Consider the following 14,989-nt stretch of genomic DNA (forward strand, 5'->3'; position numbering starts at 1 on the left):
TCCACCGTATTGACGATCGCCGGGAGGGCTGTGTGATCGCGCCCGTCGAACGCGTTGAGGTAGAGCTGAGACCCCGCCTGAACATAGGGCGGATCGATGTACATAAATGCTCGATCGTCCTGAGCGTAACGCTGGATCACTGTCCTGCCGTCAAGGTCTGAGACCGTGATCTGATCGGCCAAGCCTCCGATCGCAGTCAATCGTTCGATGAGCGTTTCGCGATTGAAGCGGGCGTCAATCTTGTATCTCCCTTCCTGCCGCTGACCGCCGATAACTCCGGCATTCAGAATCCCTGAACGATTGGTCCTGTTCAGAAAGAAGAAGGCGAACCCGAGGCGGAGTGCATCTCGCTCATCGCGCGATCTGTATATCTCTCGCTGCTTCTGCCATTCAGCGATCGTAAGTGGGACGGACGCAACCATTTCAACGAAGCTGGCATTGTCTCCGACCGCAGATTTCCAGAAGGCGTACACCGCAGGGTCAATGTCGTTGATAACCAGTTCTTCGACAATGCCCTCACGGAGCAACGCAATCCCAGCTCCCACGCCACCGGCATATGGCTCGATATAACGTGCGCGCTCGACCCTGAGAGCATCGATGATGTCGCCAAAGAAGCCAGCGAGCGCCGCCTTTCCTCCCGGATAGCGGAGCGGCGAGAGCGTTCCGTACCGACGTGACGCGACAACCCGCAGCGTGTCACTCATCAGGACTCCTTCCCCGCTCGATGCGCGGCGACTCGACAGCGAGCCGAGCAGAAGCGCGCATCACCTCGCCCGAGGAACGCCTGATCGCAGCGCTCGCAGTTACGCCACGCCTTACGGCGACGTAGCCGCTCATGACGCAGCGCTCGATCAACGTCAGTGAGGCCCGCGTCGCTCAGGCTCGTGAAGTCCTGCATGTAACGGATACTACTCGTAACGACATCACAGAGCCATCGACACGCCGAATCGATGCGGTACACCGTGAAGGGACGCGCCAACCGAATGCGACTGTGTCGTGGTCAGTGCCCTATGGCGCGGTGGGCTCGCCTGCGCGTCACCGCGAGGACGGCACCGGCTGCCGTTCGCGACGCTCCCCCGCACGGACACTTATGAGCTGGATCAGACTGACGGGGCCGATCCAAAGGAACTTGAAGGCGTTCCAGACGAACACCAGGACCAGCAGGTAGAGCCAACCGGGACCCCCGTCGTTGATGATCGTGGTGCAGATCGCCGCGGCGTAGAAGTAGACCCCGGCGAGCAGCATCGCGGGGACGCCCCACTTCAGGCCGCGCCGTGTGCGGATCGCGTTGAGCAGCAGGTTCGTGGGTGCGTAGCGGAGTACGCCATAGCCTCGTGCGCTGAGCGCCACGGACGTCCGGAGCATTGCAGGCCTCTTTCCTCGTCATAGCGCGACGGTGTTCCGTCGTGGAGGCGGCTATGAACCGAGTGCCCGCGAAGGGCCGTCCCGAAGGACCCGCATAGTTTGCTGAACCTGCCTCGCTACCGAGTTTACGACTGTCCTATGGCAGAGGGAACCCCATCGGCAGGCGGGCGTGTACCTCGTCGGTGACCTTGGAGCGAGAGGACACCGATCATGGCCACGTTGGCGGAGCAGGTGCAGGGTGAGCGGATGGCGCGGGTCGCGTTGTCGATGATCGCCGAGCCGAACGACCCGATCACGGGGTACGTCCTGGCCCGTCACGGCGGGGTCGAGACGCTGCGGCTGATCGAGTCCGACGACGAAGTGCCCGGCCTGGCACGCGCCGACACACTGATGTGGCGCGAACGACTGACGGCGCGGGTCACACCCGGCCTGCTGGATCAGATGGCTCAGGCGGAGCGGCATGGATTCGGCACGCTCATCCCCGCCGACAAGGAATGGCCCGCCGGCCTGAACGACCTGAGCGATCGTGCGCCGTACCTGCTGTGGACTCGCGGTGCGGTCTCGTTCTTGATGACGGCGCTGAGCGATCGGGCCACGATCACGGGCGCTCGCGCTGCGACCGCCTATGGAGAGCAGGTCGCGGGCGAGCTGGCGGCGGGTCTTGCCGATGAGGAACGGGTCGTCGTCTCCGGTGGCGCCTATGGGATCGAAGGGGCCGCGCACAAGAGCGTGCTTGCCGCGAGCGGTCAGACGATCGCCGTTCTGGCCGGCGGGTTGGACCGCCCCTACCCGGCCGGGCACAGCGAGCTGCTGAATCGCATTGGGGATGTCGGCTTGCTGGTGAGCGAGCTGCCGCCGGGAGCCGCACCGACCAGACACAGGTTCCTGGCCCGCAACCGCCTGCTGGCGGCGCTCTCGGGTGCGACCGTGATCCCCGAGGCCGGTCCTCGGTCCGGGTCGATGACCACTGTCATCGCCGCACGCGAACTCAGCCGGGGCGTCGGTGCGGTGCCCGGCCCGGTGACCAGCGTCGCGAGCGCGGGGCCGAACGAACTCATCAAGCAAGGCTTCGCCTCGCTCGTCACCCAGCCCAGCGACGTGATCGACCTACTCGACGCCGACAGAACCCCGGACCGGACTGTGACGCGGCCCGAGGTCGGACGCGAGTTCGGGCACCGGCACCCGTCGCCGGGCACGCCGGGGCGCTCTCTCTGACGGCCGCCCTCGCTGGACGGGTTCACAAGCTCGGTGCGGGGCGTGATGTGGTCGCTGGCCGCACCGCATCAGCCGTCGTGCCTTCGTGAGCGATCGCCTGGGCGCGGTTGAGGGCGGCGCGGGCGCGGATGGCGTCGATCTTCTGGCTGGTGCTCTCCGGCGTCGGGCCGAGCGGGGTCCGGTCGTCGGTGATGCCGTAGCGGTCGCGGTAGGCGGCGACGGTGCGAGCGGCACGCCACCACGCCGCCTTCTGCTTGTCGCCCCTCGGAGCCGCGCCGAGGTCGGCCGTCCACGGCTCCTCATCGGTGAGGTAGCCGCGGAGCACGGCGTCGGCGCGGCCTTCGATCAGCTCGCGGCGCTCGTCCAGGGCTCGCCGCATGTCGTCTGCCATCTGCCCGCCGGCGTGCGGGATCAGTCCGACGATCAGCCTCGGGGCCTTGCGGGTGCGGCCTGATCCGGCAGGCCGGGCGGTGGCGCGTGCCACGCGGGCGTGCAGGACGGAGGCGATGTCATCGGCATCGTCCAGACTCCGCGCGGCGACCAGCCGCGGGAGCAGCGCGTCGAGGTCGTGGTGGTTGGCCTCGGCGTGACGCAGCTCGGCCGACAGCGCGCCGTAGGCGTCGGAGCCGAGCACGTCTTCGATCTGCTCGGCGGTGATCCCGGACGCGGCGAGCAAGGTCGCCCAGCGGTCGTGCTGGGCGGCTTGCGCGATCGTGTCGTACTCGGCCGCGAGCTGCGCGATCGAGCCCCAGCGGTCCTGCTCGGCAGCGACCGTCTCGTGCGCAGACAGCTCGGCGCCGATGTGCTGCAACACGCCGTAGAGGATCGAGCGAGCGGTGACGTTCGGGTTGTCTCCGGGATGCGGCACCGCGTGTTCTGCGTCCTCTCGGTCGACGGTGACATAGGCGTGGTTGCTGTGGGCGCCGCGGGTCATGGAGACGTAGAAGTTCTCCCGCGTCGTGGTGGCGGTGACGACCGCGTGCGCGGTGTCGGTGGTGACGCCCTGGGCGCGGTGCGCGGTGATCGCGTAGCCGAGGTCCAGGTGCTCGGCCACATAGTCGGCCGGCAGGACGATCCCGCCGCCGAACCTGCGCCCGGCCGGGCGGATGATGACCGACCCGTCCTCGCGAACTCCGGTGACGGTCCAGCGGGAGCCGTTGCGGACCCAGGTTCGGCCGTTGCGGAGCCGCCGGTCGTTCTCGCGGGTGATGACCAGATCGCCCTCGGAGACCGCGGTGCCGTCGCGCAGCGGCAGTTCGCGGGTCGGGTTTACGGTGCCGTCGATGATCCGATCCGCCCGCGCTCTGGCGTTCAGCTCGGTGACGGTCGCGTGGGTCTCGGTCACCAGGATCGACGCCCGCCCGGCGGCAAGATCGGCCCGCCATTCTGTGTAGGCGGCGTCGATCATCGCTTCCTCGTCGCCGCCGGTGATCCGGCCGTGCTCGATCAGGGCGTCGATCGCCTCGGCACGGCCGTGGCGTAGCTGGAGCGAGGTGGTCTTCTCCCATTCGTTGGTGAAGCGGTGCAGATCGGTCAGCTCGGGCGCGTCATCGCGGGCGTGCACGAGCATGGCGAAACTGCCGCCGGCGCCGGGTGATTGGAGCTGGCCCCAGTCGCCGACCAGGAGGACTTTCGCGCCGGCCTTCTCGGCTTCGTGGGTGAGCCGATCCAACGACATCGTGCCGGCCAGGCTCGCCTCGTCGATGATGACGAGCTGCCCGGCCGTGAACGTAGTCCCGTACATGAGGTGGTTCTGCCACCACTTCGCCGTGTTCTCCGTGGCGATGCCGAGGTCATCGGCGAGGACCTGCGCGGCGACCGCCGAGGGGGCGAGCCCGATCACCGACCCTGTGCCGTGCTCCTTCTCCCACGCCCTGCGGAGCCCGTTCATCGCCGTCGTCTTCCCGGCCCCAGCCGGGCCGACCAGCACGTCCACGACCCGACCGGAGACCGCGATCGCGGCAAGGGCCGCGGCCTGATCCTCGCCGAGCACCCGGCCGCGTGCGTCGGGCTTGCGGGCGATCCTCTCAACCGTCTCCAACGGCACCACCGGCCCGGCCGTTGTGGCGGCACGCGCCAGGAGTCGGTCTTCGGCGGCCAGCAGGACTTCGGATGAGAACAGGGTCGAGGCGTGCGGCCGGAACCGAGAGGTGCCGTCCACGCGGCGGAACTGCAACGGGCTGGACGCCAGCTCCGGCGGCGTCAGCCGCAGCGAAGCGTGCTCGGCGGCATCGACCACGAGCCCGGTGATCGCCTCCCGGTCCTGGATGCTGGCGAACCGCCACCCCATCAACTGCCGGGATGCTTCGGCATGCAGGTTCCAGCGGGTCCAGGTCGAACGCTTCTCGCCCACCGTCTCCATCACGGTCTGCCCGACCTCGCGCACCACATCCAGCGGCACGTCGTCGGCGCGCAGCACCCGCCGCGGTGCGTCTGCGGTGGATGCGGTGAACGTGCGCGCCCAGCCGTTCGCGTCCCGGCGCAGCACCCGGCCGGCGCGCTGCCGCCACTCGGCGGTGAGGTCGGCCAGCGACCGGACCTGCTTCTCCGGCCTCGTGGCGAGCGTCGCCTGCGCCCGAAGTTTCAGCACCGTTCGCGCGGAGGGCTGCCTGCCGTGCTTGGCGACGTACCCGGCGATGAGGCGGTCTTTCTCGGCCTCGATGTGTCGGGACCGGGTGGAGAACTCGGTCACCAGCTCGTCGGGCACGCCCTCGATTTCCCATGCCGGGTTCCGGTCCCTGCCCCGTTCGCGTGCTTCCCATTCGACGCCGAGGACGCGGGTGAGCTGGTCGGCCAGCGCGGCGTTGTAGAGCTCGGAGACTGCGACGACCACGGAGTGCATCGGCCGGCCGGCGAGGGTCCGCCAGCGGCCGTCCTGCACGGTCAGGACCTTGTTGCTGACGACGACGTGGGTGTGCAACTGCGGGTCGCCCGCACGGCTGTCGTAGTGATCGAATGCCGCGGCCACGACACCGGCGACGTCGACGTGCGCAACCGCGCCGTCCGGCCCGGTTGCACCGACGCGGGTTGCGGCAACCTCGCGTTCGAGGAACGCAACCAGCTCTGCAACCGCCGCATGATGGGCGTCCGCGATCAGGGCTTGGGTGCCGGCGTCCGCGACCGCCCAGATCGTGGAGACTGACTTGGGCACGCTGAATGTGAAGTCGTAACCGGCTACTGCGCGGCGGGTGCCGCGCTCGGCTTCCTCCGCCTCGATCGCGGCCACTTCCTGCGCTCGAGTCGCCGGCCCCAACTCGGGGTCGAGGGCGTCGACGCGCTGCTTGATCCGCTCGGTGATCGACGCGAACTGCTGGTAGGCGCGGCCCAGCGGCTCGCCCGTGATCGGGTCATGGCCCATCCCGACCAACAGCGCGAGCTGAGCTTCAGAGACCTGCCCTCCCTCGACCAGGTCGCCGTGCCCGAGACGACCCAGCCCCGAGCCCATCCAGAAGCCCGGCGGCGTGCCCGCCTCCGCGTAGTAGCGGGTCAGCGGCGTGCTCAGGCTCCGGTCGCCGTCGCCCGCGGCGATGGACTTCAACAGGTACTTGTATCCATCGCCCGCGCTCATCACGCGCATCGAAACCGTCACCTCGGCTGCTCCTTCCGGCCGCGCTCGGAGAGCAGGTGAGCCCGCGAGACCGGTCGCATCAGATGCGACAAAGCCCGAAACGGCCTCGTCTGAAAGACGTGTGATGGCTCGGTGGGCCGGCGAACGAGAGCTGGCGGCGCCGCCTGAGTCACGGATTCCGAAGTACGCGGGGGTGGTGCGCCGCGCGCGGGTCACGGCATCGGCGACGAGGCAAGCGGTGGCGGTTCGAGTGGTCGCGCACCTGGTCGCTGACCAGCCCGGTGGTGACCTCATGCGTGAAGTCCGACCGGGATCACCCGTCAACCGGAGCCCTCATGCACGACCCTCACGACCGGACTCGCCCACTCAGGGTCGGATCACTGTTCTCCGGGTACGGCGGTCTCGACCTCGCCGTCGAACACGCCTTGGATGGCGAGACGATCTGGTTCTCCGAGAACAACGAACACGTCTCCCGCATCTTCGCCCACCACTGACCCGACGCCCCCAACCTGGGCGACATCACCACCATCGACTGGCGCACCGTCGAGCCGGTCGATGTTCTCTGTGGAGGCTTCCCCTGCCAGGACGTCTCGACCGTGGGCAAGCGCGCCGGCCTCGCGCCCGGCACCCGCTCCGGGCTCTGGTCGTACATGGCCGCCGCGATCGACGCGCTGCAACCCCAGCTCGTCGTCATCGAGAACGTGCGCGGCCTGCTGTCCTCACCCGCCGTCCGCGCACCCCTAGAAGAAGACGACGATGCGCAAAGCAATCCCGACCACGCAACCCCCGGCGATGCAGCCCTTCGCGAAGTGGAACCCGACCCGTGGGGTCTGGGAGACCTCGCAGCTCGACCTCTCCGGGCAGTCGGCGCCGTACTCGGCGATCTGGCCGACCTGCGGTATGACACGCAATGGATCGGCCTACCAGCGTCCCTTGTCGGCGCTCCTCATCCCAGGCTTCGCGTCTTCATCCTCGCCCGCAGCCGGGGCACTGTTCAGGACGCCGCTCGCCACGGACTCGACTCGTGGCGGCGAGTCACTGGAACAGGTGAGGGCGAGGCGGGGGACGATCGCGCTCTCGCATCAGATCATCGACCTCGCGCTAAACGGGCCGGCTGGCTTGCAGAGCAAGAGCAGCGAACCCGAGATGCTGTGGTTCCTGATCGAGGACATCTTCGCCGCTGGGGACGCTACGCCCGCGCCATCGCCCGATGGGAGCATGTGACAGGACGAATCGCGCCAGCGCTGCTAGACAGGACTAGTGGACCGCGGCCGTCGCCCGAGTTCGTGGAGTGGTTGATGGGTCTCCCCAGTGGTTGGATCACTGATCCGATCCATCAACTCACGGCTAATCAGCAGATCGCTGCGCTCGGCAACGGCGTTCTTCCGCTACAAGCGCTCTCGGCGATGCGCGTCGGCGCACTCGTGCAGGCCGATGCTGCTTCGTTGGCTGGAGTCCAGCACCCGATGGTGTCGCGAGGATGCACGGTCTCGCAGGAGGAGGAAGGCGAGGACGAGAAAGCCGGCGAGAGTGCCTGAGACGATCAGCGTGTTGATCGACTGCGCCAACATGACGGCGGCGGTGAGCCCGTCCCGGAGCTCAAGGTCGGCGATCATGAGTCCGGATTCGTCCGCGGCTAGTGCGGCCAGCGTGGCGCCGTTCGGGGCGAGTACCTGGCTGGTGCCGGTGGTGGAGAGGTTGACGACGCTGCGGCCGGTCTCGATGGCACGCATGCGCGCGAACGCAAGCTGTTGCAGGTGTTCATCGGTGTCGCGAAAGTCGGCGTTGTTCGTCTGGAACATGAGCACCTGGGCACCGCTGTGCGCGCCTTCGTGAATGACGTCATCGAAGGCCACGTCGAAGCAGATCGCCAGTCCCACCTCTACGCCGTCGACCTCGATGGCGGGTGTGTCGACGCCGGCGGCGTACTCGCGTTCTAGGAGGTCTACCAGGCTGGGCACGAGCGCGCCGTAGAACCACCGGTCGGGCACGTACTCGCCGAAGGGGACGGGATGGCGTTTGGCGTGCGCGGCCGTCGGCCCGTTCGAGGTCCAGAGGAAGGAAGTGTTGTAGACGAGGTGGCCGTCTGCCGCGGCGGCGTTGAGCAGGATCGGGGCGTCGTATCGGGCGGCTGCATCGTCGAGCGCGTGAGCGGTGGCCTCGTCGGCGAGGGGATCACTGTCGACGCCGCCCTCGGGCCAGAGCACGATGTCGACCTGTTCGTCTTCGAGAGGGGCGGAAGCGGCGAGCTGAGATTCCAGGACCGCGCCCGGTTCGTGCTCATCGACGTACGCGGCGGGGCCGTTGCCCTGCACAGCGCCCACCCGGATGGTGCCCGCGTGACTGGTCGGGAACTGCGGCACCAGGACCATCACCGCTGCGAGACCGAGCACGGGGATCGACGCCGCCCACGAGGCGAGAGGTGTTCTCGGGTGCTCGGTGGCGTTACCGCGTGCCGGTTGCGCGCGCACGATCCAACGGACTGCTTCGATCGCGGCGGCGCACACGGCGACCATCAGGAAGCCCAGGCCGGAGACGCCGACCCATGACGCGACCGGAGCGATCGGGCTTTCCGATTGGCTCATCGCCACCCGTCCCCACGGGAATCCGCCGTAGGGCCAGGAGCCCATGATGAGTTCGCGGATCGTCCAGGCTCCCGCTACCAGCAGCGGCAGCGCCAGCAGCCGCATCGCGAAGGCGTTGCGCCGGCGCGGCAGCCATCGGTAGGCGAGGGCGATCGGCACCGTCAGCACAGCCGTGTAGATCGTCAGCGCGCCAGCCAGGGCCACCCACGGGACCCAGCTCAGCGGATGCTCCCCGAGAAACTGCGCCGACCAGGACACGTGAGGAAACCAGAACGCTGCGCCGAAGACTGTCCCGACCAGCAGCGCCCCCCAGGACCGTCGCCCGATGAGAGTGACCAGGGACAACGTCACCGAGACGAACGCCAGCGGCCACCACCCGAGTGCGGGGAACGCCGCATCCATCGCGAGCCCGGCCACGCCGGCGACTGGCATCGCGGCCCATAGCGGCAAGGGCGCAGTCTCGGACGCCCGCGTCCGCGTGTCGGCCGATGTCTCGACTCTGAGCCCGGAAATGATGCGCTCCCTGTTCTAGCGAGGGTCGGACGCCTGCATTTGCGCGCGCACGTGGTCCATGTCGAGGTCGCGGATTTTGCCGATCAGGTCGTGGAGCGCTTTGGCCGGGAGCGCTCCGGGCTGGGAGTAGACCAGGACGCCGTCTTTGAAGCCCATCAGCGTGGGGATGGAGGTGATCTGTGCGGCGGCGGCCAGGGATGCCTGGGCCTCGGTGTCGACCTTGGCGAACAGGATGTCGGGATGCTCGGTGGACGCGGCCTCGAAGACGGGGGCGAAGCTGCGGCATGGTCCGCACCAGGCGGCCCAGAAGTCGACCAGCACGATGGGATGGTCGGTGATGGCGGCTGAGAATGCGTCTTCGGTGAGGTCGATGGTTGTCATGAGGGTGGGGCTCCGGAGTCTGGTCGGCGACGGTGTGTTGTGAGGTGAAGTGGTTCAGCCCGGGGTCGGCCGGGCTAGGCCGAAGGGACAGTTGAGAGCGGTCAGCCGGCAGACGAGGACGAGGACCACCGTGATGAGTCCGAGGCCTCCGGCGGCGATCGCCCAGGCCGGCGGCAGCTCGATCACGAGCACGAGCGTTCCGGTGAGCAGGACGAAGACGCCGAAGACCTTCTGGAGGGCGTCGGCTGGTATGCGTCCTGACAGGCGCGCACCGAGGAGCGCTCCGAGCACGGCCATCGCAGTGACCGCGGCCACCAGGGGCCAGTCGAGGGTCACCGTGGTCAGGTAGCCGGCGAGTCCGGCGAAGGACTTCATCGCGATCACCAGCAGTGAGGTGCCCACGGCCACCGGCATGCTGAGGCCGCCCAGCAGCACGAGGGCGGGGACGACGAGGAAGCCGCCGCCGGCGCCGACGATCCCGGTGATGAGGCCGACGACGATGCCTTCGAGCATGGTCCGCAGCATCGGCAGCGAGTGGGCGCGCTCGGTCCCGGCATCGGCCGTGGGTTGGTCGGTGTCGCGCCTGGGCTTTCTGGTGACCATCGCGATCGCGGTGGCGATCATCATGATCGCGAAGGCCACCATCAGCACGGCACCGGGGAGCTGGCCTCCGATGAGTCCTCCGGCGAAGGCGCCCACCATGCCAGCGGCTCCGAAGATGAGCCCGGTGCGCCATCGGACTCGACGGTGCCGGGCGTGCACGACGAGGCTGGACAACGAGGTCACGCCGACGATCAGCAGCGAGGCCGCGATGGCCTCTTTCGGGGGCATGCCCGCGATGTAGGTGAGCAGCGGGACGGTCAGGATCGACCCGCCACCGCCGAGCGTCCCTAGCGCGAGCCCGACACCCACGGCGAGCACGAGGGTGAGGATCAGGGTGCCGCTCACTCGTGCTCACCGGGCATCGTGGTTGGTGCTGCGGGTCGTGACGCCGACCGTGCCGATGCCGGTCCTAGATGCGGGGTCGTTGCAGTTGAACGCCGTCGGAACGTCGGAGCACGCCAGGGCATCACAGTTCCTGGGTCGCGACCGGGATGGATGCGATCGCGCTCCGTGCGGTGGGGCTGGCCGTGACCTTGTTCCAGGGCATGCGGGAGAGGATGCGGCCCATCAGGCAGGAGCCGGTGAGCGCCGCGACGACGAGCCCGGCGCTGAGCGCGAACGCGATGAACCGGGACTCCGGCCAGAGGAACTCGGCCACGAGCAGGCTCACCAGGACGATCAGCCCGGCCGTGAACCGCACCCTGGCGCTCGATGTCCCAGCGAGCTGCGCTGCGGACCACCTGGCCGCCAGCGGCCTCGAAGGCGGGCACGCCGCCGGTGAGCACGTTGGCCGTCCGCACGCCGGCGGCAGCGAGATGCTGCTGGGCCTGGGTGGCGCGGTTGCCGGACTGGCACACGAGTACCGCGCGGTGCCCGAGCCGCTCTGCCAGATCCGAGGCGTGTTCGGTCAGCAGCGGCAGCGGGACGTTGTACGAGCCGTGAATGTGGAGGGTCTCGAACTCGGCCGGGGACCGCACGTCGATGATCGTGAGGTCGTCGTGGAGCTGACGCCACTGGGCGAGCTCCTCGGCGGTGAGCGTTCGGAGCTCGGCGGAGGGATCGGTCATGGGGTGGTTCCTCGTCAGGTCTGGCCGCGGGCAGCGGAGATGCGAATGGAAGGGGCTGGGGCCGACCGCCCGTCGGAGGATGCGATCGTTCTGCTGTGCGTCAGGCCAGCGCGGTCTCGCTGGTGGTCTCCTGCCATGCGCGCCAGGCGTTATAGCTGCCGTCGAGCTCGACGACGGCGTGCCCGGCGCGTCGTAGGGCACTCGCGGCGACGGTGTTCCGCATCCCGGACTGGCAATAGGTCACGATCGTGCCGGAGCGCGGCAGCTCGTCTTTGTGCCAGAGGACGCGTGCGGCGCTGAGCTGTGTGGCGCCGGGGATGTGCCCGGCGGCGTACTCGCCGCGCTGGCGCACGTCCAGCAGCAGCGCGGCATCGAAACCTGCCAGCTCTGCCGGCTCGATGAGGGGCGGGACGAACCGGGGAAGCCCGTCGATGGTGGTGACGTAGCCGGCGGTCTGGTCGATGCCGACCCGCAGCAGCCGATCCGCGATCGCCTGGGCGGCGGTCTGGTCCTCGGCCAGCAGCACCAGCGGACGCGAGTCGGCCTCGGGATCGTAGGCCCAGGCGGCATAGGTGGCGGTCTTGGAGCCGTCGGGGATGTTGAGCGAGCCGGCAACGGTGCCCTGATGGGCCTGCGCCGGCGGGCGGGTGTCGACGAAGGTGATCTCGTCGGCCTCCAGCCGCCGCGCCACCTCCGCTACGGCCAGCTCGGGCACCGGGCCGCGCTCGCCCAGCACGGCGGGACCCTCGCGGTTCTGCTTCTTCATCCTCGCGAAGTAGGCGTGCGCGTCGGGCTGCCCGTCGAGCAGCTCCTCGATGAACCCCTGCTCGTCGTCGGCAGCCAGGTGGCGCGACCACCAGGCGTTCGCGCGTTCGTAGCCGACCGTGGTCGAGGGCAGCGCGCCGAGCGCCTTGCCGCACGCACTGCCGGAGCCGTGCCCCGGGTGGACCTGGACGTGATCCGGCAAGGTCAGGAACACCTCACGCAAGCTGGTGAACAGTTGCCGCGCGCCCTCGAAGCGGGTGTCGACCCCGCCCGCGGCCTCGTCCAGCAGGTCGGGGCGGCCCAGGTCCCCGGCGAACACGAAGTCGCCGGAGATAAGGTAGCCGGGCTCGCTGGCGAAGGCGCCGTCGGTGACCAGGAACACCAGGTGCTCAGGAGTGTGACCAGGCGTGTGCCGGGCCTGGATCGTGATGTTGCCGATCGTGATCGTGTCGCGGTCGTACAGACGCCGGGCGTCGAACCCGTACTGCCAGTCCGCGCCGCCCTCGCCGGAGACGTAGACCTCGGCGCCGACCGCCGCAGCCAGCTCGCGGGTCCCGGACAGGTAGTCAGCGTGGATGTGGGTCTCGGTCACTGCGACGATCCGCATGCCGTGCTTGGCCGCGAGCGCCAGGTAGTCCGCGATGTCGCGGCGCGCGTCGATCACCACCGCCTCGCCCTTGGCCTGGCAGCCGATGAAGTACCCGGCCTGCGCCAGGTCCTCGTCGTAGATGCGTTCGAGGAGCACTGTTCATCCTTCCGTCGATGTCATCGATACCCTGGGGGGTATTTTTACCGTCTCATACCCCCTGGGGTATTTCAAGTCGAGTCTGCGACCCGAGCGCCCACGATCGACATGCCCGCGTGGCTGGACGTCGGGAAGGACTCGTTCAGAGGGGACTCAGCGATCGTCGCCACCAGGTGCCGTCGTTCCTGGAGGAGGAGTGCAGCGCCGTTGATGGTGATGTGGGTGGGCACGATGATCGGTCCTTGGCCGTCGGGTTCGTAGGCTTGGGCGACATCGCCGGTGAGGACGTTGTGGACCCGGATCGCCCCGTCCTCTCGCAGGTAGAGGAAGACGCCGCCGATCGCGGCGATGGTGGTCTCGGCGGCAACAGGCAGGGACCACAGCGGTCGGTCGTCGGCGTCGTAGCCGTGCAGGCCGGTGTCGTCCAGGGTGACGAGGGTCCCCGTGGTGGGGTCTACGGCGGCGTCGCGGGCGGTGCTGCTCACGATGCTGCCCTGATCCAGGTTGAGGAGCGCGCCGGTGGTCTCGGAGGTGGCGATGAGCGCGAGCCCGTCTCCCGGTTCAGGGCGCAGGGACGCGCTGATGGACGCCGCTGTCCAGCCGTGCTCGGCGAGGGGGATGCGCCAGAGCTCGTGATCGTCGGCCGTGTCGCGCGCGATCAGAGCGTCCTCGTGGGTGAGCAGCACGATGCCGTGGTACTCGCCGATGATGCGGATACCTTCAGGGCTCGACTCGTCGGCCGCGACGTCTCCGGTGGTGGGATCGAGCGCGACGCGTGGGCCGGTCTCGCCCATGAAGCCATCGGGAGGTGCGGCGAAGACCAGGCCGGGGCCTTGGTAGGGGCCGGGCACCTCGACCGGACCCCAGACCTGTTCCCCGGTCGTCAGGTCGTAGGCGGTGGCAGTCGTCGCGGCCAGGGCATCGGCCGTGATCTGGAGGTCGCCCAGGATCGCGAGGGCTCGGCCGTGCGCGTCGGTGGTCACGACGAACCCGGTGCAGCTCGCTGGACGTTGCGCGGCCCACAGCACGTCCCCGTAGACGTCCACGGCGGTGAACTCCAGCACACCGTCGCGTTCACCGGCGGCCAGGTACACCCCGTCCGCGTACTGAGGAGTGATGTCCCACCCGGGGTCCACGACCTCCAGCTCCTCGAACGGCGTCGGCAGCTGCAAGCCCGAGGTGTCCACCACGGGTAGCGACCCATCGACCGGGTAGGGGTCTCTTACGGGCTCGGGCTCGGATGCCCCGCAGCCGGTCACCAGCAGCGCGGCCACGGCGGCGAGGGCAAGGCTGGAGCGTCCCCGGCGCGGCGTCATGACTGTTCCGCGCGGTGCTCGCCCGCCTGGGCGTCAGCGCGAGCGTGGGTACGGCGGCGTCTGGCCCAGAGCACGAGCACGATCCCGGCGATGAGGACGACGGCGAGGATGTCCAGGATCGGGTTCGCCAGGATCGCGGTGTTCTCCTGGAGCCAGGCCTGGGCGTCGAGCGGAACCAGTTCGGGAGCCCCGACCAGGCCGTTGGTGGTCCAGAACAGCACCCCGACGCCCACGATCAGCAGCCCGGTGACCACCGAGGTGGTGTGCAGCTCCCGGCCCAGCACGGTGAACGATCGCCCGCGCAGGAACCGGCGTCCACGGGCGCCCAGGCGCTGCCAGAGCGCGGCGATCAGCAGCAGCGGCAGCACCATGCCCGCGCCGTACACGGCGAGCATGACGCCGGCGGCGAGGGTGTCGCCGCGGGCGGCGGCCAGGGTGAGCACGGCGCCCAGGATCGGGCCGGCGCAGAATCCCGCGATGCCGCTGGCAGCGCCCAGCAGCACCGTCTTGACGAGTCCGGTCTTGGACGCCGCTTGCGCGTGCAGGTCTGCCCCGGCCGGTAGCAGCCGGGCAGGGTCGAACCCGAACCCGAGCGCCTGCGCCGCGCCGAGGACGACCAGGACCAGCGAGGCGACGAGCACGATCGCCTGCCGGTGAGTCACGAACAGCGTCCCCAGGGCGCCGGCTCCGACCCCCACGGGGACCAGGACGGTCAGCAGGCCGACGTAGAACACGGCTCCGTGCAGCAGCAGCCGGGGCCCGCTGCCGATCGTGGAGGCGAAGAACGCCGGCATCAGCAGCGCCGCGCACGGGCTCAGCAGCGCGAGCGTGCCGCCGGCGAACGCGGCGAGCAGTCCGATGTCCAC

Annotated in this window: 13 protein-coding genes and 2 pseudogenes; 4 read left to right on the plus strand and 11 right to left on the minus strand. The window is 69.1% G+C overall.

Annotated features, from left to right (window positions below):
- Both ACYC1Z_RS02670 and ACYC1Z_RS02675 read right to left on the minus strand, forming a co-directional pair.
- Positions 1 to 704: DNA adenine methylase (locus ACYC1Z_RS02670; protein ID WP_461408015.1), on the minus strand; the 704-nt coding region annotated here is incomplete at its 3' end.
- Positions 705 to 1,035: 331 nt separating this feature from the next.
- Positions 1,036 to 1,365 (minus strand): hypothetical protein, encoded by a 330-nt coding sequence (locus ACYC1Z_RS02675; protein ID WP_026529636.1) that lies wholly within the window; start codon positions 1,363 to 1,365, stop codon positions 1,036 to 1,038.
- 210 nt (positions 1,366 to 1,575) lie between these two features.
- On the opposite strand from ACYC1Z_RS02675, the gene dprA reads away from it, so the two are divergent.
- Positions 1,576 to 2,580, plus strand: coding sequence for a DNA-processing protein DprA (dprA, locus tag ACYC1Z_RS02680; protein ID WP_036542732.1), 1,005 nt, complete (start codon positions 1,576 to 1,578; stop codon positions 2,578 to 2,580).
- A 22-nt stretch (positions 2,581 to 2,602) separates the two neighbouring features.
- Here the strand turns inward: dprA and mobF are convergent, their stop codons facing one another.
- Entirely contained in the window at positions 2,603 to 6,157 is a 3,555-nt protein-coding gene (gene mobF / locus ACYC1Z_RS02685) for a MobF family relaxase (protein WP_461408035.1), read from the minus strand.
- A gap of 326 nt (positions 6,158 to 6,483) precedes the next feature.
- Here mobF and ACYC1Z_RS02690 point away from each other — a divergent pair, with 326 nt between their 5' ends.
- The 3 genes and pseudogenes from ACYC1Z_RS02690 (at position 6,484) to ACYC1Z_RS02700 (ending at position 7,372) form a co-directional block, all read left to right on the plus strand.
- A complete protein-coding gene (locus ACYC1Z_RS02690) occupies positions 6,484 to 6,642 on the plus strand; it encodes a DNA cytosine methyltransferase (RefSeq protein ID WP_187326294.1) in 159 nt (52 codons plus the stop codon).
- A 33-nt stretch (positions 6,643 to 6,675) separates the two neighbouring features.
- A pseudogene (locus ACYC1Z_RS02695) lies at positions 6,676 to 6,810 on the plus strand (DNA cytosine methyltransferase); the annotation flags it as partial.
- A gap of 94 nt (positions 6,811 to 6,904) precedes the next feature.
- Positions 6,905 to 7,372 (plus strand): hypothetical protein, encoded by a 468-nt coding sequence (locus ACYC1Z_RS02700; protein ID WP_187326295.1) that lies wholly within the window; start codon positions 6,905 to 6,907, stop codon positions 7,370 to 7,372.
- 164 nt (positions 7,373 to 7,536) lie between these two features.
- On the opposite strand, the gene lnt is transcribed toward ACYC1Z_RS02700, so the two are convergent.
- The 8 genes and pseudogenes from lnt to ACYC1Z_RS02740 form a co-directional block, all read right to left on the minus strand.
- Positions 7,537 to 9,183, minus strand: a complete 1,647-nt coding sequence (lnt, locus tag ACYC1Z_RS02705) for an apolipoprotein N-acyltransferase (RefSeq protein WP_461408016.1) — start codon at positions 9,181 to 9,183, stop codon at positions 7,537 to 7,539.
- Between the two features lie 78 nt (positions 9,184 to 9,261).
- Positions 9,262 to 9,627, minus strand: a complete 366-nt coding sequence (trxA, locus tag ACYC1Z_RS02710) for a thioredoxin (RefSeq protein WP_036542724.1) — start codon at positions 9,625 to 9,627, stop codon at positions 9,262 to 9,264.
- 54 nt (positions 9,628 to 9,681) lie between these two features.
- The gene (locus ACYC1Z_RS02715) at positions 9,682 to 10,575 is read right to left on the minus strand and encodes a sulfite exporter TauE/SafE family protein (RefSeq protein WP_036542721.1); all 894 of its coding nucleotides are present in this window, start codon (positions 10,573 to 10,575) and stop codon (positions 9,682 to 9,684) included.
- 121 nt (positions 10,576 to 10,696) lie between these two features.
- Positions 10,697 to 10,930 (minus strand): YgaP-like transmembrane domain, encoded by a 234-nt coding sequence (locus ACYC1Z_RS02720; protein ID WP_218871006.1) that lies wholly within the window; start codon positions 10,928 to 10,930, stop codon positions 10,697 to 10,699.
- Positions 10,931 to 11,042: 112 nt separating this feature from the next.
- Positions 11,043 to 11,297: pseudogene (locus ACYC1Z_RS02725) on the minus strand (rhodanese-like domain-containing protein); the annotation flags it as partial.
- A 100-nt stretch (positions 11,298 to 11,397) separates the two neighbouring features.
- Positions 11,398 to 12,807, minus strand: coding sequence for an MBL fold metallo-hydrolase (locus tag ACYC1Z_RS02730; RefSeq protein WP_461408017.1), 1,410 nt, complete (start codon positions 12,805 to 12,807; stop codon positions 11,398 to 11,400).
- A 71-nt stretch (positions 12,808 to 12,878) separates the two neighbouring features.
- On the minus strand, positions 12,879 to 14,123 hold the full coding sequence (locus ACYC1Z_RS02735) for a hypothetical protein (protein ID WP_138445558.1): 1,245 nt from the start codon (positions 14,121 to 14,123) through the stop codon (positions 12,879 to 12,881).
- Positions 14,120 to 14,989: a cytochrome c biogenesis CcdA family protein gene (locus tag ACYC1Z_RS02740; RefSeq protein WP_102209895.1), complete on the minus strand. Its 870-nt coding sequence runs from the start codon at positions 14,987 to 14,989 to the stop codon at positions 14,120 to 14,122. The genes ACYC1Z_RS02735 and ACYC1Z_RS02740 overlap by 4 nt, the downstream gene beginning before the upstream one ends.

This window comes from Georgenia sp., assembly GCF_054605595.1.